General features: G+C 56.4%; 25 protein-coding genes. 10 read left to right on the plus strand and 15 right to left on the minus strand.

From position 1 onward, the window contains the following. The first annotated feature begins 14 nt into the window (after positions 1–14). From bcp to arsC, 3 genes are all read left to right on the plus strand, one after another. On the plus strand, positions 15–482 hold the full coding sequence (gene bcp / locus DES54_RS00650) for a thioredoxin-dependent thiol peroxidase (protein ID WP_113864853.1): 468 nt from the start codon (positions 15–17) through the stop codon (positions 480–482). Between the two features lie 188 nt (positions 483–670). Next, the gene (bepA, locus tag DES54_RS00655) at positions 671–2,134 is read left to right on the plus strand and encodes a beta-barrel assembly-enhancing protease (RefSeq protein ID WP_113864696.1); all 1,464 of its coding nucleotides are present in this window, start codon (positions 671–673) and stop codon (positions 2,132–2,134) included. Positions 2,135–2,163: 29 nt separating this feature from the next. Then, on the plus strand, positions 2,164–2,520 hold the full coding sequence (gene arsC, locus DES54_RS00660) for an arsenate reductase (glutaredoxin) (protein WP_113864697.1): 357 nt from the start codon (positions 2,164–2,166) through the stop codon (positions 2,518–2,520). Position 2,521: 1 nt separating this feature from the next. On the opposite strand, the gene hda is transcribed toward arsC, so the two are convergent. From hda to upp, 3 genes are all read right to left on the minus strand, one after another. Next, entirely contained in the window at positions 2,522–3,229 is a 708-nt protein-coding gene (gene hda, locus DES54_RS00665) for a DnaA inactivator Hda (RefSeq protein WP_169050512.1), read from the minus strand. Positions 3,230–3,340: 111 nt separating this feature from the next. Then, a complete protein-coding gene (uraA, locus tag DES54_RS00670) occupies positions 3,341–4,633 on the minus strand; it encodes a uracil permease (protein ID WP_113864699.1) in 1,293 nt (430 codons plus the stop codon). Positions 4,634–4,800: 167 nt separating this feature from the next. Further along, complete coding sequence (gene upp, locus DES54_RS00675; protein ID WP_113864854.1) at positions 4,801–5,427, minus strand: uracil phosphoribosyltransferase; 627 nt, start codon at positions 5,425–5,427, stop codon at positions 4,801–4,803. A 321-nt stretch (positions 5,428–5,748) separates the two neighbouring features. Here upp and purM point away from each other — a divergent pair, with 321 nt between their 5' ends. The 4 genes from purM (at position 5,749) to DES54_RS00695 (ending at position 10,889) form a co-directional block, all read left to right on the plus strand. Next, positions 5,749–6,786, plus strand: a complete 1,038-nt coding sequence (gene purM / locus DES54_RS00680) for a phosphoribosylformylglycinamidine cyclo-ligase (protein ID WP_113864855.1) — start codon at positions 5,749–5,751, stop codon at positions 6,784–6,786. Next, the gene (gene purN / locus DES54_RS00685; RefSeq protein ID WP_113864700.1) at positions 6,786–7,424 is read left to right on the plus strand and encodes a phosphoribosylglycinamide formyltransferase; all 639 of its coding nucleotides are present in this window, start codon (positions 6,786–6,788) and stop codon (positions 7,422–7,424) included. The genes purM and purN overlap by 1 nt, the downstream gene beginning before the upstream one ends. A 254-nt stretch (positions 7,425–7,678) precedes the next feature. After that, entirely contained in the window at positions 7,679–8,785 is a 1,107-nt protein-coding gene (locus tag DES54_RS00690) for an ABC transporter substrate-binding protein (RefSeq protein ID WP_113864701.1), read from the plus strand. Beyond that, a complete protein-coding gene (locus DES54_RS00695; RefSeq protein ID WP_113864702.1) occupies positions 8,778–10,889 on the plus strand; it encodes a TonB-dependent siderophore receptor in 2,112 nt (703 codons plus the stop codon). Before DES54_RS00690 ends, DES54_RS00695 begins: the two co-directional genes overlap by 8 nt. A gap of 91 nt (positions 10,890–10,980) precedes the next feature. Here DES54_RS00695 and ybbP read toward each other — a convergent pair whose 3' ends face one another. After that, positions 10,981–13,410: a putative ABC transporter permease subunit YbbP gene (ybbP, locus tag DES54_RS00700; protein WP_113864703.1), complete on the minus strand. Its 2,430-nt coding sequence runs from the start codon at positions 13,408–13,410 to the stop codon at positions 10,981–10,983. Further along, positions 13,407–14,108 (minus strand): putative ABC transporter ATP-binding protein YbbA, encoded by a 702-nt coding sequence (ybbA, locus tag DES54_RS00705; RefSeq protein ID WP_205680154.1) that lies wholly within the window; start codon positions 14,106–14,108, stop codon positions 13,407–13,409. Before ybbA ends, ybbP begins: the two co-directional genes overlap by 4 nt. On the opposite strand from ybbA, the gene tesA reads away from it, so the two are divergent. The 3 genes from tesA to DES54_RS00720 all read left to right on the plus strand — a co-directional run bounded on the left by tesA (position 14,064) and on the right by DES54_RS00720 (position 16,481). Beyond that, on the plus strand, positions 14,064–14,744 hold the full coding sequence (gene tesA / locus DES54_RS00710) for a multifunctional acyl-CoA thioesterase I/protease I/lysophospholipase L1 (RefSeq protein ID WP_205680159.1): 681 nt from the start codon (positions 14,064–14,066) through the stop codon (positions 14,742–14,744). The genes ybbA and tesA overlap by 45 nt on opposite strands. Before the next feature lie 29 nt (positions 14,745–14,773). Beyond that, complete coding sequence (locus DES54_RS00715) at positions 14,774–15,550, plus strand: SDR family oxidoreductase (RefSeq protein ID WP_113864705.1); 777 nt, start codon at positions 14,774–14,776, stop codon at positions 15,548–15,550. 70 nt (positions 15,551–15,620) lie between these two features. After that, positions 15,621–16,481, plus strand: coding sequence for a co-chaperone YbbN (locus tag DES54_RS00720; protein ID WP_113864857.1), 861 nt, complete (start codon positions 15,621–15,623; stop codon positions 16,479–16,481). Between the two features lie 71 nt (positions 16,482–16,552). On the opposite strand, the gene DES54_RS18530 is transcribed toward DES54_RS00720, so the two are convergent. From DES54_RS18530 to menD, 10 genes are all read right to left on the minus strand, one after another. Further along, positions 16,553–16,705, minus strand: coding sequence for a hypothetical protein (locus DES54_RS18530; RefSeq protein ID WP_169050465.1), 153 nt, complete (start codon positions 16,703–16,705; stop codon positions 16,553–16,555). Next, complete coding sequence (locus DES54_RS00725) at positions 16,705–17,304, minus strand: CopD family protein (RefSeq protein WP_113864706.1); 600 nt, start codon at positions 17,302–17,304, stop codon at positions 16,705–16,707. Before DES54_RS00725 ends, DES54_RS18530 begins: the two co-directional genes overlap by 1 nt. 3 nt (positions 17,305–17,307) lie before the next feature. Beyond that, the gene (copC, locus tag DES54_RS00730; RefSeq protein WP_113864707.1) at positions 17,308–17,679 is read right to left on the minus strand and encodes a copper homeostasis periplasmic binding protein CopC; all 372 of its coding nucleotides are present in this window, start codon (positions 17,677–17,679) and stop codon (positions 17,308–17,310) included. Positions 17,680–17,756: 77 nt separating this feature from the next. Further along, positions 17,757–18,929: a nicotinamide mononucleotide deamidase-related protein YfaY gene (locus DES54_RS00735; RefSeq protein WP_113864708.1), complete on the minus strand. Its 1,173-nt coding sequence runs from the start codon at positions 18,927–18,929 to the stop codon at positions 17,757–17,759. 181 nt (positions 18,930–19,110) lie between these two features. Beyond that, positions 19,111–19,653: a YfaZ family outer membrane protein gene (locus DES54_RS00740; protein WP_113864709.1), complete on the minus strand. Its 543-nt coding sequence runs from the start codon at positions 19,651–19,653 to the stop codon at positions 19,111–19,113. Positions 19,654–19,823: 170 nt separating this feature from the next. Then, entirely contained in the window at positions 19,824–21,215 is a 1,392-nt protein-coding gene (menE, locus tag DES54_RS00745) for an o-succinylbenzoate--CoA ligase (protein ID WP_113864710.1), read from the minus strand. After that, a complete protein-coding gene (gene menC, locus DES54_RS00750; protein WP_113864711.1) occupies positions 21,203–22,174 on the minus strand; it encodes an o-succinylbenzoate synthase in 972 nt (323 codons plus the stop codon). Before menC ends, menE begins: the two co-directional genes overlap by 13 nt. Next, positions 22,174–23,031, minus strand: a complete 858-nt coding sequence (gene menB, locus DES54_RS00755; RefSeq protein ID WP_113864712.1) for a 1,4-dihydroxy-2-naphthoyl-CoA synthase — start codon at positions 23,029–23,031, stop codon at positions 22,174–22,176. Before menB ends, menC begins: the two co-directional genes overlap by 1 nt. A 5-nt stretch (positions 23,032–23,036) precedes the next feature. After that, positions 23,037–23,822, minus strand: coding sequence for a 2-succinyl-6-hydroxy-2,4-cyclohexadiene-1-carboxylate synthase (menH, locus tag DES54_RS00760; protein ID WP_113864713.1), 786 nt, complete (start codon positions 23,820–23,822; stop codon positions 23,037–23,039). Further along, positions 23,810–25,492 (minus strand): 2-succinyl-5-enolpyruvyl-6-hydroxy-3-cyclohexene-1-carboxylic-acid synthase, encoded by a 1,683-nt coding sequence (gene menD / locus DES54_RS00765; RefSeq protein WP_113864714.1) that lies wholly within the window; start codon positions 25,490–25,492, stop codon positions 23,810–23,812. Before menD ends, menH begins: the two co-directional genes overlap by 13 nt. Positions 25,493–25,546: the final 54 nt, after the last annotated feature.

Consider the following 25,546-nt stretch of genomic DNA (forward strand, 5'->3'; position numbering starts at 1 on the left):
GACGGAGAGTAGTGATGAATACACTGAAAGCCGGTGATATCGCACCGAAATTTAGCTTGCCCGACCAGGATGGCGAACAAGTAAATTTGACCGACTTCCAGGGACAGAAAGTGTTGGTGTACTTCTACCCCAAAGCCATGACGCCGGGATGTACCGTACAAGCCTGCGGACTGCGCGACAATATGGATGACCTGAAAAAATATGGCGTTGAAGTGCTGGGCATCAGCACCGACAAACCTGAAAAATTGTCCCTCTTCACCGAAAAAGAGCTATTAAATTTCACGTTGTTATCGGATGAAAATCATGAGGTCGCCGGCGGATTTGGCGTCTGGGGCGAAAAAACCTTCATGGGGAAAACCTATGACGGCATTCATCGCATCAGCTTTCTGATCGATGAAGACGGTAAAGTGGAAAAGGTTTTTGACGATTTCAAAACCAGCAATCATCACGACATCGTTCTCAATTATCTGAAAGGCATTTAATCTCGCGTTTTCGGGTAATCCAACCGGCACCTTATCTTGGGGTGCTGGTTTCCATTGTGCGGTTTGCCACCCGCATTTGCTGTCTCCGCCGTGTTTTTCCCATCCGAATATTTCTTTGTTTGCCGCTGCTGGCTAAGATGGTTAGCTACTCTCTTTCATGTTGGCTGTTGAAAAGGTTATTTTCCGTTATGTCTAACCGGTTGAGAAAAACGGTCGCCGCCATTCTGCTTGGGACGCTACTGGCCAGCCCCCAGCTTCCCGTTCAGGCCGACATACAAGATCGGCTGCCAGATATCGGCACCACTGCCGGCGGCACGCTCAGCATCAATCAGGAACTGGCGATGGGCGATTTTTATGTCCGTCAGTTACGGGCCGGGGCGCCGCTGATTAACGACCCTTTGTTGTCCAATTACATTAATCAGTTGGGCAATCAGTTGGTGAAACAGGCGGATTCGGTGCGAACGCCTTTCCACTTTTTCCTGATCCGCAATGATGACATCAACGCTTTCGCCTTTTTTGGCGGTAACGTAGTGCTGCATTCCGCGCTGTTCCGCTACGCGGATAACGAAAGCGAACTGGCTTCGGTACTGGCGCATGAAATTTCACACGTCACACAGCGTCATCTGGCGCGAACGATGGAGTCGCAACAGCGCAACGCGCCGCTGACCTGGGTGGGCGCGTTGGGCTCCATTCTGCTGGCGATGGCGAATCCGCAGTTGGGTATGGCGGCGTTAAGCGGGACGATGGCAGGCGCCCAACAAGGCATGATCACGTTTACCCAGGCCAACGAACAGGAAGCGGATCGCATCGGTATCCAGGTGTTGCAACGCGCCGGCTTTGATCCGCAAGCCATGCCGAACTTCATGCAAAAACTGGCCGATCAATCACGCTATGCGTCAAAGCCGCCGGAAATTCTGCTTACTCATCCCTTGCCTGAAAGCCGTCTGGCGGATGCGCGAAACCGCGCCAATCAGATGCGTTCCACATCGGTTCAATCCTCACAGGATTTTCTGTTCGCCAAGGTCCGTACTTTCGGCATGTATGGTTCGCCGGACCGACCGCTTAGCGACGACCTGCTGGATGCCTGGGCAAAAGGAAATGCGCGTGAACAACAGGCCGCCCAATATGGGCAGGCTATCCGTCTGTATCAGGCCAAAAAATACGATGAAGCCCGTAATATCTTACAGCCGCTATTGAATAAGGCCCCCAATAGCCCGTGGTTTCTGGATTTAATGACAGATATCGATCTGGGGCAAAACCGTGCGGCTCAGGCCATCGTCCGGCTGCAAAACCAGGCGGGCGTACAAAGCAATCCGGTACTGCAACTTAACCTGGCCAATGCCTACGTTGAAGGGAAACAACCTGAGGCGGCAAGTAGAATTCTCTATCGCTATACCTATGCGCATCCTGACGATCCCAACGGTTGGGATTTGCTGGCGCAAGCCTCGGCCGCTAAGGGATCGCGGGCGGAAGAGTTATCGGCCAGAGCGGAAAGCATGGCGTTGAACGGACAACTGGATCAATCCATCCGGCTACTCGGCAATGCCAGTTCATTGGTGAAACTCGGCAGTCTGGAACAGGCCCGCTACGATGCGCGCATCGACCAGTTGCGCCAACTTCAGCAGCGTTTTCGTCAATATCAGAAATCCTGACACCAGACAGACTTTGAGGATGATTTACCGTGACCAAACACGTAACGATTTACCATAATCCGCGCTGTTCCAAAAGCCGAGAAACGTTGGCGCTGCTACAGCGACATGATATTAACCCTGAAGTCGTGCGCTATCTGGACACCCCGCCCGATGCCGCCACGCTCACCCGCCTGCTGCATCAGCTCGGCATGAAGAGCGCCCGCGATTTGATGCGCCGGAAAGAAGACATTTATCAGCAATTAAATCTTTCCGATTCGTCACTGACGGAAGCGGAACTGATTCAGGCGATGGTCGATAATCCCAAACTGATTGAACGCCCTATTGTGGTGGTCGGACAACAGGCTCGCCTTGGGCGTCCGCCGGAGCAGGTGCTGGAGATACTGTAAATTACAGTCCGAGGATCTCTTTTACAAAAGGAATAGTCAGTTTGCGCTGTGCGGTGATGGAAGCATGATCAAGCTGATCCAGCGTCATAAACAACGTGCGCATCTCACGATCCAGACGTTTGAGCAAAAAGCGGCTGACATCCTCCGGCAGTTCAAAACCACGTAGTTTCGCCCGCAGTTTCAGCGCTTCGCCCTTTTCCTCGTCGGACAAGGGTTGCAGTCTGTAAATCTGTCCCCAGTCAAGACGTGATGAGAGATCGGGAAGGCCGAGATTGAGCTGACGCGGAGGACGATCGCCGGTAATCAGCAAACGGGTGCGTCCGGTTTCCTGAATACGGTTATAGAGATTGAAGACGGCCATTTCCCAGGCTTCGTCGCCGGCAATGGATTCAATGTTATCGATGCATACCAGCGCCAGTTGTTCCATGCCATCCAGCACCTCGGGCACGAAATAGGCCCGTTTATCCAACGGCACGTAGCCAACCGCCTGTTCACGACGAGATAAATCGGCGCAAGCGGCATGCAGCAGATGGCTGCGACCGCCCCCTTCCCGCGACCAGAAGTAAATGTAACTTCCGTGTTCCTGACGCAACGCGTTGGTAATAGCGGCCAGAAGAGATGCGTTCTCTCCCGGATAGAAACTGGCGAACGTTTCGTCATCCGGTAAATAAAGTGGCAATGAAAGCTGTGCCGGCGTGTTCAGAATCACCTCAAGCAAGACAGGCAGGAAAACCAGCCGAGTCTATCACAGAAACCCGGCCCTGTTGAGGGCGTTCCTCAACAGGGGAAACAAGGCGGATTGCCACGGCTGAACAGCGCGTTAACGATGGGCGGTGTCTTGCGCATCAGGCGCATCAAGAATCACTTCTTCTTTGTGAAACAGACTAATCACCTTGAATAACAGGCTCATACCAATACCCACCACGGTAGCCAGCGCCATACCTTTCAGTTCGGTCGCGCCCAGATGAACTTTGGCGCCGCTGACGCCGATGATCAGGATCACCGAGGTCAGGATCAGGTTCTGCGCTTTGTTGTAATCCACTTTGGACTCAATCAGCACGCGGATCCCCGATGCGCCGATAACCCCATACAACAGTAGCGACACGCCGCCCATTACCGGCACCGGCACCGCCTGAATCGCCGCCGCCAGTTTACCCACGCAGGAAAGCAGAATGGCGATGATCGCCGCACCGCCAATCACCCAGGTACTGTATACCTTGGTGATCGCCAGCACACCGATGTTTTCGCCATAGGTGGTATTGGGCGTTGAACCAAAAAAGCCGGATAATACGGTAGAGAGGCCGTTGGCGAACATGGAACGATGCAGCCCCGGATCACGCATCAGATCTTTTTTGACGATATTGGCCGTCACAACCAGATGGCCGACATGCTCGGCGATAACCACCAATGCGGCGGGAAGAATCGTCAGAATGGCAAACCATTCGAAACGCGGCGTGTAAAACGTCGGCAGCGCGAACCAGCGCGCCTCACTGATGGCAGTAAAATCCACCACGCCCATGACAAATGACAGCGCATACCCCGCCAACACGCCAATCAGAATCGGGATAATCGCCAGAAAACCACGAAACATCACCGATCCGAGGATCGTCACCACCAGCGTGGTCAGCGAAATCGTTACCGCCGTGGTATCCCTAGGCGTACCGTCGGCGGGCAATAATCCCGCCATACCCGCAGCGACGCCCGCCAGTTCCAGGCCGATTACCGCGACAATCGCGCCCATTGCCGCAGGCGGAAATAACACATTCAGCCAGCCTGTCCCGGCCTTTTTGACAATCAGCGCCACCAGACAAAACAGCACGCCGCATAGGATAAAACCGCCCAGCGCAACCTCATAACCCAGCGGCAATAGCAGCAATACCGGAGAAATAAAGGCGAAGCTTGAACCCAGATAGGCGGGAATTTTGCCTTTACAGATAAACAGGTAAAGCAACGTCCCGATACCATTGAATAACAGGACGGTCGCTGGATTGATCTTGAACAGGATCGGCACCAGAACAGTGGCGCCAAACATCGCGAACAGATGTTGGAAGCTCAGCGGGATGGTTTGCAGCAAGGGCGGTCGTTCACTTACCCCGATGGCGCGACGAGTCATCTTTTATATCCTCTGTAACGTTGCTGTTTATTGTGTGCGGATTAATGTCCGCACCTGTTATGACAGCCAGACTCGCCCGCCGCGACGCAGCCGGTCCAGTCAGACTTTATGTTATTGCGGCGCGGTTCACGCCAAAAAAAAGCCGACTAATTCAGTCGGCCTGCCTGCTATTTAGTACCAAATATTTTATCGCCCGCGTCGCCCAGTCCTGGCATGATGTAACCACGCTCATTAAGCCCCTTATCGATCGCCGCCGTATAAAGCTCAACATCCGGGTGCGCGTTCTCCAGCGCGGCGATCCCTTCCGGGGCGGCAACCAGCACCAGCACTTTGATGCTTTGACAACCCGCTTTTTTCAGCAGGTCAATCGTGGCGATCATCGAACCGCCCGTTGCCAGCATCGGGTCAACCACCAGCGCCATACGCTCTTCGATGTTGGAAACCAGCTTCTGAAAATAGGGGACCGGCTCCAGCGTTTCTTCATTGCGGTAAATACCGACGACGCTGATACGGGCGCTGGGCACATTTTCCAGCACGCCCTCCATCATCCCCAGACCGGCTCGCAGGATAGGCACGACAGTAATTTTTTTGCCTTTGATTTGATCGACTTCAACCGGGCCGCACCAACCGTCAATGGTCACTTTTTCGGTGGCTAAATCAGCCGTTGCTTCATAGGTCAACAAACTTCCGACTTCTGAAGCCAACTCACGAAAACGCTTGGTGCTGATATCATTTTCGCGCATCAGGCCAAGTTTATGTTTGACGAGCGGATGTTTCACCTCGACGATCTTCATCATTATTCTCCCCGGGACAGTGGACGGACAAAAACGTCCAGGACGTTGCTAAACGCCGTTTACGGCGGCCCGCAGGACGGCGGGCGGGATAACCATCGCAAAAAAAATCGCCGGATTATACCGCTTTTTTACCTGGCGCTATACGGTAAGCCTGATCCAGATCAACCGATAAGGGAAATTACTGCGGATGCCCGATTGATTGCAAGCCGGGGAAAAATCGGCAACCGGCGACACATCACTCGCAAACGTTTGCCCACACTGCTAGAATTAGCGCGCTCAATTTTTTTAACCACAAATTGTAACCTCCGTGGGGACTCCGCAGTGACCGACAAAACCTCTCTCAGCTATAAAGACGCAGGCGTGGATATTGATGCTGGCAACGCATTAGTAGACCGTATCAAAGGTGTAGTGAAACAAACCCGTCGCCCGGAAGTCATGGGTGGGCTGGGTGGTTTCGGCGCCTTATGCGCCTTACCGCAAAAATACCGTGAACCGATTCTGGTTTCCGGCACTGACGGAGTCGGCACCAAGCTGAGTCTGGCAATGGATCTCAAACGTCACGATACGATCGGCGTCGATTTGGTCGCCATGTGTGTGAACGATCTGGTTGTTCAGGGCGCCGAGCCGCTGTTTTTCCTCGACTATTACGCCACAGGCAAGCTGGACGTGGATACGGCCGCCAGCGTGATCACCGGTATCGCGGAAGGCTGCAAACAGTCCGGCTGCGCGCTGGTCGGCGGCGAAACGGCTGAAATGCCGGGTATGTACCACGGCGAAGATTACGATGTCGCCGGTTTCTGCGTTGGCGTGGTTGAAAAATCCGAAATCATCGACGGCAGCAAAGTACAAGCCGGCGACGTTCTGATCGCCCTCGCCTCCAGCGGGCCGCACTCAAACGGTTACTCGCTGGTACGCAAAATTCTTACGGTCAGCCAGACCAATCCTGAGCAGTTTATGCTGGAAGGCAAAACATTGGCTGACCATCTGCTGGCGCCGACCAGAATTTACGTGAAATCGATCCTGTCCCTGATTGAACAGGTCGACGTACACGCGATCTCCCATCTGACCGGCGGCGGTTTCTGGGAAAATATTCCACGCGTGCTGCCGCAAGGTATGCAAGCGACGATTGATGAATCCAGTTGGCAATGGCCGGCGATCTTTAACTGGCTGCAACAGGCCGGCAATGTCAGCCGACACGAAATGTATCGCACTTTTAACTGTGGTGTTGGTATGATCATCGCAATGCCGACCGAGCAGGCAGACGAGGCCATCGCTTTATTGAACGGCAGTGGCGAAAATGCATGGAAAATCGGCGTCATTACGCAAACCGATGCCGGAGACTCAGTGGTTATTAACTGATGAAAAACATCGTTGTCTTAATATCTGGTCAGGGAAGCAACTTGCAGGCGTTGATTGACGCCTGCAAGCATGGACGAATGAAAGGGAAGATAGCCGCGGTATTCAGTAATAATCCCGACGCGTACGGTCTACAGATTGCACTGGAAGCCGATATCCCGACACATATCCTCAGCCCGGAAGCCTTTCCCGATCGCGTCGCCTATGATGCGGCGATGGCGCAGGAAATCGAGCAATATCACCCCGCGCTGGTTGTTCTGGCGGGCTATATGCGGATACTGAGTCCAGATTTCGTCGCGCAGTTTGCAGGCAAAATGCTCAACATCCATCCCTCGCTGTTGCCGAAATATCCCGGTCTACATACGCACCGCAAGGCGCTGGAAAATGGCGATGCCGTACACGGAACCTCGGTACATTTTGTCACCGACGATCTGGATGGCGGCCCGCTAATTATACAGGCGAAAGTGCCGGTCTTTAGCAATGATACGGAAGAAACGCTGAGCGCCCGCGTACAAACGCAGGAACACACTCTTTACCCTATGGTGGTGAATTGGTTCCTGAATGGACGTTTGGTGATGTGTGAAAACAAGGCATGGCTTGACGGCACGCGCATTCCCGCACAGGGTTATGCTGCGCAATAGCATAGCAACGATGAAATTGTCAGCCCGCCCTTAATCTGGCACGCCAGATTAAGGGTTTTCTTTCCCCTCCTCCCAGGCGCAACAGCCCCAGTGCCGCACAACGCTTTCAATAGTTAATTATCCTTACCCGCCCTACATAACCCATCGATATAAAAAGACATTCCTTTTTCCCCACAATTCCCCTACTCAATGTACGTTGTAAACAAGAATGACAATGATTATCTTTCGCTACCTGATTTTTTACCGATGCCATTATGCGTACCCTCTTACTCATTTCCCTATTACTGCTCAGTCCGTTTTCACTGGCTAAAACCGTTACCGATATTCAGGGCCGACAGGTCGAGATCCCGGATAACCCTCAGCGTATTATTCTGGGTGAAAGCCGGATGTTGTACACATTGGCGCTGCTGGAACCGGGTGATCCGGCAAAAAATGTGGTGGGTTGGCCGGGTGATATGCCGCGTTACGATGCACAAAGCTGGACGCGCTACACAGAAAAATTTTCACGAATTGCCCGCATCCCACAATTAGGTAACGGTAGTCTGCAAACCGTGAACGCGGAATCACTGCTACCGCTTAAACCCGATCTGGTGATTTTACCGCGTCTGGCAAAACACTCGGCTAACGAAGCGCAGTTGGAACAAACACTGGCACGCGCCGGGGTGCCGGTGATTTATGTCGATTTGCGCGTGGATTTGCTCAACAACACGCTGCCAAGTCTGCGCCTGCTGGGTGAAGTCCTGAATCAACAACCAAGAGCCGCCGCCTTCAGCGCCTTCTATCAGCAACATATGGCGGTGATTAAAGAGCGAATCGCCCAACATTACGGTAAAAAAACCACCGTGATGCTGCATCTGCATCTCGGCCGCCGCGATACCTGTTGCACCACGGCCGTCGGTGGAAATCTTGGCGATTTGCTGACGTTTGCCGGTGGTGAAAATATCGCCGCCGGCGCTATCAACAGCGTCTACGGCGAACTTAGCCCGGAACGCGTACTGGCGGCCAAACCCGATGTTTACATCGCCACCGGCATGGCGGGTCCCGACGGCAAGCGGTTCTCCAGCCTGATGCTGGGGCCAATGGTAACGAAAGCGCAAGCGCAAATCAGCTTCAGCAACCTGATCCGTCAGGAACCGATTCTTTCTCATCTTGAAGCGGTACAGACAGGCCGCGCCTGGAGCATGTGGCACAACTTCTACCTCAGCCCCTATCACGTGGTGATGGTGGAGATGTTTGCCAAAGCGTTATATCCCGACCTCTTTGCCGATCTTGATCCGCAACGCACCCTACAAGAACTTTACCAGCAATTTTTACCTATCGATTTTTCAGGGACTTATTGGAGCCAGCTTTCGCATGAATAACAAGACATTCCGTAACGGGTGGCCGTTGCTCGTTCTGCTGCCGTTTGGCGCGCAGGCGGCCAGCGCCGCCAAAGACGATACCCTGTTGGTTACCGCCACCAGCGAAGCACCCGCAGATACCGATTACCAACCGCATATGACTACTACCGGAACCCGTAGCGAAAGCCGCCTGCTTGATGTGCCGCAAGCGGTGAATGTGGTGCAAGCACAGGTACTCAAAGACCGTGCGGTGCGCAATATTGACGAAGCCTTGTATAACGTCAGCGGGATCACCCAATCCAACACGCTCGGCGGCACCCAGGATGCGCTTATCAAACGCGGCTTTGGCGATAACCGTGATGGTTCACTGTTTCGGGACGGCGTTCGCTCGATTCAGGCACGTAATTTCACGCCCACCAGCGAACGCGTCGAGGTACTGAAAGGCCCGGCGTCGATGTTATACGGCATGGGTGAGCCCGGCGGGATCATCAACATCATCAGCAAAAAACCCGAACTGCAACAGAAAACCCATATTGAAGGCTGGGGCAGCAGTTTTAACGGCGGCGGCGGTCAGTTGGATGTTACCGGGCCGCTGGGCGCGTCCGGGCTGGCTTACCGTATGGTGGTCGATCATAATGAAAACGACTACTGGCGTAACTTTGGCCGCAACCGCCAGACCACTATCGCGCCGTCGCTGATGTGGTACGGCGAAGACACCACCGTGCGGGTGGCATACGAACATATGGAATACCTGACGCCATTCGATCGCGGCACCGTTATCGACACCAACACCGGTAAGCCGGTGAATACCCCGCGTGATCGCCGTTTCGACGAGCATTACAACGCCACCCGCGGCGATCAGGATAGCATCACCCTGCAAGTCGAACGCAATCTGACCGACCGCTGGAAAAGCAGCCTGACTTACGCCTATAACCGCAACCGTTACAGCGATAATCAGGCGCGGGCGATGAGTTATGATGCCGATACCGGCAATCTGTCTCGCAGAGCAGACTCCACCGGCTATGCCCATGCTCAGACGCAGGCCGTGCAGTTAACGCTGAACGGCGATGTGGATTGGGGGCGCATCAATCACCAGTTGCTGTTCGGTTTTGTTTACGAAGCCGACCGCACATACCGCGGCGATATGCTGCAAGGATCCGCCTCTGACGTCTTTAATATTTACAACCCGGTCTACGGCAATCTTGCTGAATCCAGTTCGGTTATCGCCTCACAGAGCGATCAACGGGAAAATATCGACAGTACCGGCTTCTTTATGCAGGATGTGATCCGCCTGAACGACCGCTGGCAATTGTTGGGCGGTCTGCGCTACGACAGCTTCGATGTCATGGCCGGTAAAGGACGGCCGTTCGTTACTCGTACCGATAGCGCGTACAATCGCGTCGTGCCGCGCGCCGGAATTATTTACTGCCTGACGTCCTATTCTTCACTCTATGCCAGCTACAGCGAATCATTTAAGCCCAACTCGTCTATCGCGACGCAAATCGGCGCGCTGCCGCCTGAGATCGGCACATCCTACGAGATCGGCGCCAAGCTGGACTTGCCTAACCGTATTACCGGTAATCTGGCGCTGTTTGATATTGAAAAAAGTAACGTGATGGTCAGCGAAAGCATTGATGGCGAAACCGTTAGCCGCACCGCCGGGAAAGTTCGTTCACAGGGCGTTGAACTGGATCTGGCCGGCAAACTGACCGACTCGCTCAGTTTGATAGGTTCCTACGCTTATACCGATGCCCGCGTGACCGCCGATCCCGACAATGACGGCAACAGAATGCCGAATGCCGCCCGCCATACCGCGTCTTTATTCCTGACACAGGATTTCGGCAATATTGGTCTGGCTGGCGGCGATAACCTGCGCGCCGGCGCCGGGGCGCGTTATGTAAGCCGTCGCGCGGGCGATGCGGCAAACAGCTTCTATCTGGATGACTATACGGTGGCTGACGCGTTCGTGGCCTATAGCCTGCCGCTTAACGGCTATAAGGTAAAATGGCAGATCAACGTGAAAAACCTGTTTGATAAAACCTATTATCCGTCCAGCGGGAATAACCTGCGCGTCGCCATCGGTGAACCGCGTCAGGTGGTGCTGCGCGCCAGCGTGGATTTCTAATCGCCACGTACTGTTCGCCCCAACAGGTTCTGCGCTTATAACAGCAATGTGTAACAGCAATGTGGCCGGCATCGTCGGCCACATCATTATTTTATCCCGCGAACTGCCGGAACAGCGCTTTGCCGCGCAGCAATCGCACCCCCAGCCAGCCACCGCACAGCGACAACAGCAAGGCGGCGGACAACGGCAATGCCGCCCACATGATGAAGTTGGGTTCCCAGGCGAAGTTGAAGACCTGACGTTGCAGCGCCCACAACGCCGCTTCCGCGCCAATGGCGGCGGCGGTTCCCGCCACCAGTCCCAACACCGCAAACTCACACCAAAGGGTGGTGCGCAACAAACGCAGCCCCGCGCCCAACGTGCGGTAAACCATCAATTCCTGACGCCGCTGACGCATCCCCACCTGAATTTGCGCCAGCAACAGTAGCACGCCGCAGAACAGCACCAGTACCAACATGATTTCCAGCGCCCGGCTCACCTGCTGCAATACCTGACCGACCTGACGCAGAATGCTGCCGACATCCAGCACGCTCAATGTCGGGAACTGACGGTTAAGTTGCGTAATCATCTTCTCGTCGCCTTCATAGCGGAAACTGGTCAGCCAGGACTGCGGCTGGTTATCCAACGCGCCAGGCGGAAAGATAAAGAAGAAATTCGGGCGCAGGCTTTCCCAATCCACCTGCCGGAAACTGGTCACTTTGGCGCTGAACGGCTGCGTATCGGCGGTAAAGGTCAGCGTATCGCCGATTTTAATGCCCATCTCTTTGGCTTCTTCCCCGTCCATCGACACTTCACCCGCTTTCGGCGCTTGCCCCTCAAGCAGCACATTGTGTTCAGGAAGACCGTCCAGCCAGGTCAGATTCAGTTCCCGGTTGACCGTGTCGCCGCCGGGATCATCCTCACGGATCACTTCCGTCGCCGTCTGCTGATTAATCTCGGTCAGACGCGCACGAATAATCGGGTAAAATTGCGCCGGTTTAACCTGATGCTGTTCAAGGAAGGTTTTTACCTGCGGCACCTGCTCCGCGGTCATATTCAACAGAAAGTAATTCGGGCTGCCCGGCGGCAACTGCTGTTGCCAGCGATCCAGTAAATCTCCCCGCATCACCAACAGCAAAGCCAGCAACATGAACGATAATGAAAAAGCCGCCAGTTGGCTGAGCGTCGACCAGGGTTGACGCAGCAGACGGCTAATCGCCAGCCGCATTGACAGCCGCTGAACCGTCAGGCGGCGCAGCAATAGCAATCCGCCCCAGCCAATCACTCCCAGAAGTAGCGCCAGCACCGCCATGCCGCCCAACACGGCCCACAGAAGCGGACTGCCGCCGGACAGTATGGCAAGCAACCCCACCACGATCGCCAATACCACCGGCAGGTAATAGCGCAACGGCCAGACGTTCGCCACCACATCCTGACGCAATACGCGCAGCGGTTGTGTCGCCAGCAACAGGCGATAGGGGCGCAATCCGACCAGCAGTGAAATCAACACCAGCGAACCCAGCGCCCATACCCACGGCCACCACCCCGCGGCGGGCAGCGCCACGGGCAACACCGGCGCCAGCATTTTCATCAACAACGCTTCAAACCCCAGCCCGACCAGGCCGCCGCACAACGCCGCCAACCCCAGCACCGATAGCCATTGGCCGACGATCAGCCGCTGTAGCGCCGTTCTGTCGGCTCCCAGCGTTTTAAGCACCGCCACCAGATCATAACGACTACGGCAATAGTGGCTCATGGAAACCGCCACCGCCGCGATGGACAACAACAACGTCAACAAAGCCGAAAGCAGTAGGAATTGCTGCGAACGCTTCAACGATTGACTCAGCGCGCCTTCGGAATCCTCCATGCCGTACCAGCGCTGATCGGGCTTGAGCAACGGCTTGATAAAAGCGCTGAATTCACTGATTTGCTGCTCATTTCCGGTAAACATATAGCGCCAGGTAATACGCCCGCCGGGCTGGATGGCGCCGGTTTTTTCCACATCGTCCAGACTCATCAGAATTCGCGGCGCCGTTTGAAACGGATTAAAGCCGGCGTCCGGCTCCTGAATCACTTCCCCGCTAATCCGCAGAGACGTGTCACCCACATCCAGCATGTCACCGACCTTCAACCCCAGCAACGCCAGTAATCTTGGCGCCACCAGCACGGTGCCGGGCTCAACGCGCAAACCGGCTGGCCGCGTCTGCAACTCGCCGTATAACGGATAACGCTGGTCGGTCGCTTTTACCCGCGCCAGTTGCGGCGTATCGTCCGCGAACGTCATGGTCATGAAAGAAATCTGCCGGCTAAGCGTCAATCCTTGCTGCTGCGCTTGCGCAAGCCACGCTTCCGCCACCGGACGCGCGGCCCTCAGCACCCGATCGCCCGCCAGAAAATCACGGCTCTGCTGGCTCAGCCCTTTTTCCATTCGATCGCTGATCGTCCCCAGCGCCAGCACGCACGCCACGGCCAGCGTTAACGCCAGCCAGACAATCAATAAAGAAGGAGAACGCCATTCGCGCCAAAACCACCGCCAGATCATGCATCCTCCCTCAGCTTGCCATCCACCAGCCGCAAGCGGCGCTCGCAGCGGGCGGCAAGTTGTTCATCGTGCGTGACCAGAATCAGCGTGGTGGCGTAATCCCGATTGAGAGAAAACAACAGATCGACAATCCGCTCGCCGGTTTTACGATCCAGATTGCCGGTCGGCTCATCGGCAAACAGCACTTTAGGACGACCGCTAAACGCCCGCGCCAACGCGACGCGTTGTTGTTCGCCGCCGGAAAGCTGGGCCGGCAGATGATGTAAGCGTTCACCCAGCCCTAATTGCTGCAACAGTTGCGCGGCTTGCCCTCGGCTGTGGCTATCGCTCTCGCCGCGCAACAGCGCGGGAAGCTGGACATTTTCCAACGCATTCAACGTTGGCACCAGCATGAAAGACTGAAAGACAAACCCCACGTATCTGGCGCGCAGCGCGGCGCGCCCTTCCTCATCCAGTTTGCTCAGGGATTCTCCCATCAGGCTGACGTCGCCTTCACTGCCGTAATCCAGACCGGCCAGGATCCCCAGCAGCGTCGATTTCCCCGAACCGGATTCGCCGATCAACGCAATTGTCTGCGCGGGTTTGACAATGAGCTCAACTCCGGTAAGGATGGAAAGCCGATTCTCCCCTTGACCAACGTGCTTACTAAGATGATGAACTGCAAGAATGTTTTCCACGGGCCCGGTTTTGGTTGGCATAGCGCTCGCTGGACTGGTTTTCGCAAACATGTATCCGTCCTTTTCCTTCTGGGATTATGCAGTGTCCGCGCTTTGGCGGCGGACACTTTATTAATTCTGGGCGATAGCCTCAGTGCGGGCTACCAGATGCCGGTGGCTGAGGCCTGGCCTGCCGTGTTAAACCAACAGTGGCAGACACAGCGCAAAAACGCCAATATCGTTAATGCCAGTATCAGCGGAGATACCGCCGCTCAAGGGCTGGCGCGTCTTCCGGCCTTGCTGAAACAACATCAGCCGCGCTGGGTTCTGATCGAACTCGGCGGCAATGATGGACTACGGGGTTTTCCCGCTCCAAATATCGAGCAGGATCTGACCAAAATCATCACGCTGGTCAGGCAGGCCAAGGCCAAACCCCTGCTGATGCAAATCCGTCTGCCGACCAACTACGGACGCCGCTATACTGAATCGTTCAGCGCCATCTATCCACGGCTGGCGCGGCAGTTTGATCTTCCGCTGTTGCCTTTCTTTATGGAGCAGATCTATCAAAAAACCGAATGGATCATGGAAGACGGCATCCACCCAACCCGTGACGCCCAACCCTTTATCGCTGACTGGATGGCAAAACAGCTTGAACCATTAGTTAACCATGAGTCTTGATAAATAGGGCTTTTGAATTAGGTAAAGTTATGCAAAAAACGGTTTTGATTACCGGTTGCTCCAGCGGTATCGGCTTGATTGCCGCCCAGGATCTGCAACAACGCGGCTACCGTGTGCTTGCCGCCTGCCGCCGTGCCGATGACGCGGCGCGAATGACCGCGCTGGGTCTTGAAGGGATTGAACTGGATCTGGATGACGCCGCCAGCGTTGAGAAAGCCGCCGCGGAGGTGATCCGGTTGACCGATAACCGGCTGTATGCCCTATTTAATAACGCCGGATACGGCGTATACGGGCCGCTGAACAGCCTCTCCCGCCGGCAGTTTGAACAACAGTTCGCCAGTAATCTGTTCGGCACGCATCAGTTGACGCAACGATTATTGCCCGCCATGCTGCCCCACGGCGAAGGCCGAATTATTCAGACCAGTTCGGTGCTGGGACTGGTCGCCACGCCGGGACGCGGCGCGTACGCCGCCAGCAAATTCGCGCTGGAAGCGTGGTCGGATACGCTGCGGATGGAACTGTATGGCAGCGGGTTGCACGTCAGCCTGATTGAGCCCGGCCCGATCAGCACGCGTTTTACCGATAATGTCGCTCAGGCGCAAACGGATAATCCGGTCACCAACCCCGGCATCGCCCAACGATTTACGCTGCCGCCGGAAGCCATATTGCCTAAACTGCATCACGCGCTGGAAAGCCCGCGGCCAAAGCTGCGTTACCCGGTGACAGTGATTGCGCATTCGATGTCATGGCTGCGCCGTTTGCTGCCCGGGCGCTTACTGGATCATGTATTACGGCTCCGTTCCTGACATTTGGCTTGAAGTGGCGCATTCCGCCCCCACCTATGCCAAAACGGACGAGGATAAGAGAGAACGCATTATGTTAGAACAACAAGCCAATATTATGGATGTCAACGAATCCAACCTGCATGAGGTGCTGGAACACTCCGCGACACTGCCCGTGCTGTTTTATTTCTGGTCTGAACGCAGCCAGCACTGTCTGCAACTGGAACCGGTGCTGAACAAACTGGCGCAGGAATACGCCGGACAATTTATTCTGGCGAAAGTCGATTGCGATGCGGAACAGCGCGTCGCCGCCCAATTCGGCCTGCGCGCCATTCCAACCGTCTACCTGTTCAAAGACGGCCAGCCTTTGGATGGTTTTCAGGGGCCTCAACCGGAAGAAGCGGTTCGTGAACTGTTGCAGCGCGCGCTGCCGAAAGAAGAAGAGTTGAAAGTCGCCGAAGCGCAGCAGTTGATTCAGGAGGGCGATTTGCCGCAAGCCTTGCCGTTGCTCAGAGAAGCCTGGCAGTTAAGCCAGCAGCGCAGCGACATCGGCCTGATGCTGGCGGAAGTGCAGATTCAACTTAATCGCAGCGAAGACGCCGAAGCGGTGTTGGCGACGATCCCCTTGCAGGATCAGGACACCCGCTATCACAGCCTGGTCGCGCAGATTGAATTGCTCAGACAGGCCGCCGATACGCCGGAAATCCAACAACTACAGCAGCAGTTGGACGCTGATCCGCAAAACGCGGATCTGGCGGTGCAACTGGCGTTGCAACTGCATCAGGTGGAGCGAAACGAAGAGTCCCTTGAGTTGTTGATGGGCTTCCTGAAAAAAGATCTGGGCGCCGCCGAAGGCAACGCGCGCAAGACGCTGATGGATATTATGGCCGCATTAGGCACCGGCGACGCACTGGCCGCCCGCTATCGCCGCCAGCTTTACTCGCTGCTTTACTGATTTCAGCCCGACAGCAAGACGTAACGGCACGATATCCACCCGGATCGTCGTGTCGTTGTGATCTGAATACGTCACGCCGGATAAGGCGACAAGGTGGCGAAATAGCTCACCAGCAGCAGCACCAACATCACCTTAGCCAGCAACAACACGCTGTACAGGCTGAATGGCGGCGGCCACCCTAACAGCAGCCAGCCGCTGATCACGCCGGTGATGATATTCAACATCACCCAGACATGGCCGTACGGGAAAAACGCATCATGGTGGCAATGGCATCCCTGCGCGTTGCCGGATGGCGTCCCGCAGCCATCAGGAAGAACGGCGGAGGCAGGCCGCCGGCCCATAGTGCCGACGAGATCAGGTGCAGCACATGATTAATCCGCTGAATCATGCCCAACCCGCCTTCAAACGCCGCCGCGTGTCCGATGTACGCCATGCCGCACCACTGCGTCACGCAGACCAGCAAGATGATCCGATAGCGGGAAACGCCATGCGCGGCCAGCCCCAGACACGCCAGGAACGCCAGCACGATCTGCGCGCCCCATCCCCTGCCGACCGTCGTGCTCAGCACCGCCAGCCAGATAACGCTATCCGTCAGGCTGCGCCAGTCGCCGCTCATGATGACCAGTTGCAGCGACAGCATCGCGCTGGCGCACCCCAGCGTCATCCACAGAGTAATGCGCAATACCCGATCCAGCCGTTCAGCCAGATAATACCTGAAATCGCCCTGAGCCAGCCAGACGACATAAACCGCGCTGCCGGTGGTCAGCATCAAGGCGGAAAAATATCCCCAGCGCAGCGCCACATAGAGACTGTCCAGCGCCACGAACTACTTCACCGCAAAACGGTAACTGCCTTTAAGTTTATGGCCGTCAACCGACAGAACATGCCAGTTAACCTGATAGCGCCCGCTTGCCAACGGTTTCGCCAGCGTGACATTCATCTGATTGCGGGTTTCAGGCATAACCGAAGTGTTGCTGACCGATGGCGATTTTCTGGCGTCATCGACGATCTCAACGCCGCTGAACGCCGGTTCGATATTTTCCGAGAAAGTGAGCGTGAGCGTGTCGGGTGCGGTTTCGACGATACTGTCGGCTGCCGGGATCTGGCTTTTCAAATGAGCGTGAGCCCATATCGAGGGAGAAAATGCCATCGCCGTAACGGACAACAGCGCGCACCCGATCTTCAGTTTTAACGTCATATTCATTCATCCTGTCACATTAGTAATGGAAAACCAGTAAACACCACGACAAAGCCCACCAAGGGAAAAAAGAGAAATTACGCCAACGTTTCCACGACGTTGATCCAACCGTGACCACCGTAAACCGGCCAATCATTCAACCAGCGCCGCAGCATGTTCATGGCAAGCATCGCCACCACCTCCTGATGCGTGTTCAAGCTATAACGGGGAACGTTGTATTGTATCATTTGAGCGAATGTGCCTTGCGGCGTATGCAAGGCAATCATTAGTCGGTCATCTCGTCGGCCTCCGATCCGCAACGCCAGTTGACCGGTTTCCCCGGCAAACTGCGGTAAATCCAGCGCATCATCGTTCACCCGTAGTTCACCGCCCGCCAGCGGGACACTGGCCGACTGCAACCGCCAGTTCAGCAACCCCGCGGTAAAATCCTCACTGATTGCCAATACCAGGTTGTGCTCACGCAACCGCCGCGCTAGCTGGGCTGGCAACCCTTCCGTCCCTTCAAAGAGAGTATTTTCACCCGCAACGGCGCGTACCTGCTCCCACAACGCTTCCATTGCCGCCCGTTGCGAGGCCGGGCCGGTCAACTTCAATTCAATGATCGGCATGGCGGAGCGGTAGCCCAGCACCACGCCCGGCGGGAGAGACAGCGCATCCAGTTGGCTGGCCAGATCGCTTTCAGAACGGCCAAACGTGGTTAATCGCAAACATAATGGCGGCGCGGAGATAGCAAAACGATCGCGCAGCCGCGGCATGATCTGTTGGTCCACCATCACCTTGAATTCCGACGGCACGCCGGGCGTAAAAAACATCAGGCATTTATTGAGTCGCAACGCAAAACCACATGCCGTCCCCACTGGATTATCCACCATTTCGGCACTGGCGGGGATCTGCGCCTGCTTGCGGTTGCTGGGCGCCATGACCCGGCCCCGTTCGGTAAAGAAAACCTCCATCCGGGCCAGCCATTCGGCATGTTCAACCAGACCTTCCCCCGCGGCGGTGGCCGCCGCCAACGCGCTGAGATCATCACTGGTCGGCCCCAGCCCGCCATTGACGATCAAGACATCCGCAATCCGACTGCGTTGGGTAATCGCCGTCACCAGGGCATCGAGATCGTCTCCCACCGTCATCCGGCTGGTCATCGGCAGCCCGGCATGAAACAGATAATCCGCCAGCCAAGCCGCATTGGTATCAATAATCTGACCATGCAGCACTTCATCGCCGGTACATAACATCTCAACCCTAAGCATCGTATGCTCCTCGTGATTACGCCCTACCCACTTTAGAAACTCGGTTGGCGAAAGACAATTTTTAGTAAAAGAAAATTTTAGTAAAAGAAAATGTCTCTTTCTGATAACGTCGCTGACGGCTTGCGGATGTGAAAAGAGCGTGAATCGTCACGCTCTTCATTCGGCTCTTTATCGGTAACTATCAGAAATTCAGGCCGACACCGACATAAGCAGAGTCAGCCAGTTTGTTATCGGAGCGACCGCTTTCACCCGCCAGGTTGATGTAGCGATAGCCCACATCCACATTCAACGGGCCGAAGACCTGCCAGCGAACGCCGGCTTTGCCTTCAACGTAGTAATCGACATGGCTGGAAAAGGCGTCCGGGGAATAATAGCCTTCGCCGTACACAGAGAAGTAACGGTTAATCGGCCATTGCACACCACCGCCCAGCGCCAGCGCATGCCCGTCGCTGCCGCGATCCTGATTCAGATACAGCGCTTTGCCGCCGAGTGTCAGTTTTAGCGGGCCAACCGGAACGGTATAGCCCAATCCAAATCCGTAGAAGTCGTTATTGTCGTCGCCGTGAGCATAACTGACGTTAGCGCCCAATCCGGGTACGCCCAAACCAAAACCGACGCTGGCGCCGGAATAGTCACGTCCCGCCTCCCCGGAAAGGCTAATGGCATGAACTGAAGCGCTGGCCAGCAGCAAGCTTCCGGCACAGGCAATGACAAACTTTTTCATCTCAATATCCTTAAAATAGTAAACGCACGTGCAAAACCTATTGATATTTCCAGCGATTTTACCGCAACCACCCCGCCGCTCCAGCACAAAATTATCCTGAAGCCCGATTTATTCTTTTAATCAACTGAAAATATCGTCACATCTGCCGTCTGGCACGCACCTTCACCGGATCAGATCTTTTGATATTTTGCCTGCGCCCACGCGCTAACCTGCTGACGGGAGATTTTAATTCCGCCATTTTTCAATTCCGCAGGCAGTAAAAAATAGGCGACCGGACGCTGAAATCCGGCTAGCTGCGGCGCAAGCCAGTCACGGATGTCCGTCAGCGTGGCGGCGCCTGAGACGTCGAGCACCGCAACGGGCCGCTGACCAAACTCGGAGTCATCCACCGGCACCACGCAGGCTTGCCGGATATCTGGATGCGCCAGCAACACCGTTTCAATATTTTCCGGTTGAACGCCTTCCCCGCCGCTGAAAAACTGGTTATCCAGACGCCCAAGAATGCGCCACTCGCCTTCATCGAAAACGCCGCGATCCCGTGTGTGGAACCACCCCTGCGCGTCCGTCAGCGGAAGCAGGCGGCCATCACGCCAATAGCCCGACGCCAGCGTGCTGCCGCGCAACAACACTTCCTCGCCGAGCAAACGAATCTCACGTCCGCGCAGCGGCAACCCGACGCCAGCCCGACCATCGGCGCGTTTGGCGCATACCGTCGACGCCAGTTCCGTCAGACCATAGCCGCACCAACAGCGCACGCCGAGGGATTCGGCCTGCCGCGTCAGCGCCTGCGGGATCATCGCGCCGCCCAGCAATACCGAGCGTAACGAAGGGGGCAGCGTATTTTGCGCTAACAGCCGCCATAACTGCGTCGGCACCAGCGAAGCGTGAGTACAATCGCGCAGCGCGGATGCCAGCGGTTGCTGCGCCCGCACCACAATGGTTGCCCCGATCGCCAGCCAGCGCCACACAATCCCTTGCCCGGAAACATGAAATAGCGGCAACGACAGCAACCAGCTATCGGCCGCCGAGAAAGCCATCATCTCCAGCACGCCCTGCGCACTGGCAAGATGGGCGGAAAAAGTATGCGCGGCGGCTTTCGGCAATCCGCTGGAACCTGACGTCAGCGTCAGTGTCGCCAGTTGCTCAGGCTGCCAGCGCCGCTGAACGAATTGCGACGCAGAGGAAGGATCATCGGACACGCATGACAAGGCGGTCAAATCACCGGGCAACGGTTGCCCATCCAGACACACGCCGTACTGCATATCGAGCGAAGGCAGCAGATCATCGGTTAATGATCCGGGCAGTTTCGGGTTAAGCGGCAATAATCGCGCGCCGCACTGCAATAGCGCCAGATAACAGCACAACATCATGCCGCTGTTTTTGCCGCGCAGCGCCACGCCGCAACCGGGCGTCACGCCTTGCCGGGCAAAACCGGCGGCCAACTGATTGACCCGCTGAGCAAGCTGCCGCCAATCCCAGCGCGTCTCTCCGTCGATTAGCGCGACGGAAAGCGGCGTCTGTATAGCCCAATAGCGCCAGGGCCAGTCGGTCAGAATTGCCATACCGGTTCCAGTTGCTCAACCGCCAACAACGGCAAAGCGCTTGCCGGCCACGGACGTATGACTTGCGCCTGCATCAGATCCAGCGTATCAAGACCGGGGATAGTGTCTGGCGTCAGCCAATGCGCCAGCCGCGCCAGTTGAGTCAGCCCCAGACTGGATTCAATGCTGGAACTGATCACCGCCGTTAATCCCGCCTGATGCGCCTGTCGCACCAGTTGCCGACAGCGATCGAGGCTGCCCACCAGCGTAGGTTTGATCACGATCGCGCTCACGCCCGGTTCGGCCTCCACCCGGAAATCCGCTTCGCGCACGCTTTCATCCCAGGCGATATTAATCCCGGTTGCCTGCGCAAATTCGCGGGATTCCTGACGGGTTTTGCAAGGCTCTTCCAGAAATGCAATACGGGAACGCAAGGCGGGCGCGACATAACGGGCAAAGCCATCCGCTTTGGCGCGCGTCCAACTGCGGTTGGCGTCCAGACGCAGCTTCAGATCCGGCAGCGCTTCCAGCAACACATTGACGATCATGCCATCGCGCACCGCCTCATACAGACCGACTTTTACCTTCGCCACTTTTTCACCGGGCAAGGCCTGCAACGTGGCGAACAGTTCGTCAGGATCGCCGTTGCACAATGGCGCTTTGCGGTAATCCGCCGCCATCGGCAAGCGTTGATCCAGTTCGGCCTGAGCGCAACTTAAGCCGAACGCGACGGACGGCGGCAGGTCGTCAGCCCAGGCTTCCCCAGCCCGCCAGCGCGTGAGTTGTTCATGCGCGGCGCATTCCGCTTGCGCCAGCGTTTCGACACTGAATTCCGGCAGCGGCGCAATCTCGCCCAAGCCTTGCCGTTCGCCCTGTTGCAGACAGACGATCAGCCCGTCGCGGGTTTTCAGGCGCTGGTTACGCAACACCACGCCCGCTTCCATCGGCACACGGTAACGATAAAGCTTAACCTGACGCATTACGGATTCCGTTTGAATTTGCTGAAATCCGGCTGACGTTTTTCATTAAAGGCATTGCGGCCTTCCTGACCTTCATCAGTCATATAGAACAGCATGGTGGCGTTACCCGCCAGTTCCTGCAACCCGGCCTGCCCGTCGCAGTCGGCATTCAACGCCGCTTTCAGGCAACGCAGCGCCATCGGGCTGTTTTGCAACATTTCACGGCACCAGCGAACGGTTTCTTTTTCCAGTTCGCCCAGCGGAACCACGGTATTCACCAGTCCCATATCCAGCGCTTGAGCCGCATCATACTGACGGCACAGGAACCAGATTTCGCGCGCTTTTTTCTGACCGACGATACGCGCCATATAAGACGCGCCCCAGCCGCCGTCAAACGATCCCACGCGCGGCCCGGTCTGGCCGAAAATGGCATTGTCCGCCGCAATCGTCAGGTCGCACATCATATGCAGCACATGACCGCCGCCGATGGAATAACCCGCCACCATCGCCACCACCGGCTTCGGGCAGGTACGAATCTGACGCTGAAAATCCAGTACGTTCAGATGATGTACCCCGCTGTCGTCCTGATAGCCGCCGTAGTCGCCGCGTACTTTCTGATCGCCGCCGGAACAGAATGCCTTATCGCCCGCGCCCGTCAGAATAATTACGCCAATCCCGTCGTCATAACGCGCATTTTCCAGCGCGTGAATCATCTCTTTGACCGTTTGTGGGCGAAAAGCGTTACGTACCTGCGGACGGTTAATGGTGATTTTGGCGATGCCGTCCGTCGATTTGTGAAACAGAATATCGGTGAAATCGCCGCTGCAATCGTGCCATTCCACCGGGGCGTAAAGCCATTCTTCACTGGGATAAAGCATAAGTATTAATCCTTAACGGGATGCGAAATAAAAGAAAATATCCGGGCGGCATACGCCGCCGGATTCGCCTGATGCGCGTTATGACCGGCCTGCGTCACGCGCATTAATGGCAAGTCATACTGCATTGCCAGCATCTGAAATTTCAGGTCTCTGACGCCGCACAGATAACCAAATGGGATAACCAACCGCCGAAGTTTGTCCACCAGCCAGGGCTGACGCCCTAGCGAGGTGGCATCCAGCATTGCCGCCACCGCCGCGCCATGATTGTGGCGACGCAGGGCAACCAGGGCATGGCGCTGTCCGGCATCCAGATCGGCGAACACCGCCTGCCGATACCAATCGTCCAGCACGGTTTCCAGCGTCTCATGGCGAAAGCGCCGCGCCCAACGGAGGTCATGCGCTAATCGCGCCTCACGCAGATGCGCCGCATCAAGCCCCGGATTGCCGCCTTCCACCAATAGACCTTGCATTCCGCACGGCTGTGCGCAACAAGCGTGATACATGGCAAGCCGCCCGCCCAGCGAATAGCCCAGCAGCCAATAACGTTCGATGCCTTGCTGCGCGATGGTAAGCGCCAGTTGTTGGCTGAGTTGCGCAAAATCCCCGGCGGCCACACGCTGCGATGCGCCGTGTCCCGGTAAATCCACCAGCAACAGCGGCCAGTCGCCGCAAAAAGGGGTGATGGGCCGCCAGTCTTCGCCGCTGCCCAGCAGTCCATGCAGACAAACCAGCCACGGTTGTGCGGGCGATACCTTCACCGGCGTAATTCGTTGGCAACTCAATACGACCATAACGCCGCCTGCGACACCAGCGCGTTGAGCGTTTCCACGCCCTCTTTGGGCGGCACCACCACTTCCAGCACCGTGACGCCGCCCCGCGCCCAGCTACTGGCGACGGCATCCGCCAGCGTCTCCCAGCATTCGGCGCGGACATAATTGAGGCCAAACATGGCGGCGGCATGACTGAATTCGACGTGTTGCGGCATGCAGTAAAAAGCTTCCCGCTGCGCGGCGGGCGTCGGCAGCAGCGAAAAAATCTGTCCGCCATTGTTATTCACAATGATCAACACCAGCGGCGCGGACGCCTGACGCAGTAAAGCCAACGCATTGAGGTCGTATAAAGCGGAAAGATCGCCCACGATCCCAAGCGTCGCTTTACCCGTCGCCCGCTGAACGCCGGCCAGCGTCGAGATCAATCCATCAATACCGCTGGCGCCGCGGTTACCATAGACCGGGTATTGCAAAGGTAGTTGCGCCAGCGCGTCAATCAGACGCACCACCAGACTGTTGCCCACAAACAGTTGACCATCGGGCGGCAAAAATTCGGGGAGCCGCTGCGCCAGTTGCGCCTCGCCAAAACGATCACGCAGACAGGCGGCGACTTGCTGCTGGGTATGGCGGGCGATATGGCTCAAATCATCCGCCCAGGCGGTTTGCGTCAGCGCGGGATGCGCCGCCAACCAGTCGCTGACATCGGCAACCAGGCGACGACCACGATGATGCGCGGGATCAAGTCGTCCCGGCAGCGCATCCACCAGCCAAAATTCCTGCGGCTGGCACTGTTCCTGCCACTGCAACAGCCGCTTTCCGGTCAGGCTGGCACCAAATTGCACCACGATCTCAGCCTGCCGCAATCGCGTCAGCGCCGCCGGATTCGCCAGCCAGATATCCGCGCAAGGCAAGGGCTGACCACTTTGCGACAGGACATCGCCAATCAGCGGCCAACCTAATTCGTGTGCCCAACACGCCACTTGCCCCCCTTGCGCCGGACTAAGCCGTCCGGCGATCACCACGCCGCGTTTTTGTCGCCATTGACGCCAATCCGTCTGCACCGCCAGTGTGGTCTGACGCATTTCCCGCAGCCAGGGCGTCTCGCTTTGCCACCAGTCTCCCAGCGTCAGCAGCCAGTCCCGAAAAGCGTCCTCGTCATCGTCACCATATAGCGGCTCGGCAAAGGGGCAATTAATGTGCAACGCGCCGTGCGTCAGCTGCGCCATAGCGCTATCCAGCGAGGAAACCAACCAACTGGCGGGAATATCCGGCGTCGGGCGCGGTAGATCCAATGAGACAGTCGGGTGAGACGCATACAGTCCGTGCTGACAAATAGCCTGATTAGCGCCGCAATCAATCAATTCGGGAGGACGATCCGCCGTCAGCACCACCAGCCGCTCCCCGGTCAACCCCGCTTCGATGATCGCCGGATAAAGATTCGCCGCCGCCGTACCGGAGGTCACCACAATGGCGACCGGCTCATGAGAAGCTTTTGCCAGCCCCAAAGCCAAATGTCCCAACCCCCGCTCATCAAAATGGGTATGACACAACAATGCTCGATGATTGGCCGCCGACAGCGTCAGCGGCGTAGAACGGGAACCCGGCGCGATGCAAATGTGGCGGACGCCATGACGGGTCAGCGCTTCAAGCAGCAAGGAGGCCCAACGACGATTAAATACACTTGTTGCCATGATTGACTCAAAAGCTCAGGTTGCGGTTTCTGACGGTAATTATATTTTTTTTCA

It is taken from the genome of Brenneria salicis ATCC 15712 = DSM 30166 (assembly GCF_003315515.1).
GTDB classification, from domain to species: Bacteria; Pseudomonadota; Gammaproteobacteria; order Enterobacterales; family Enterobacteriaceae; genus Brenneria; species Brenneria salicis.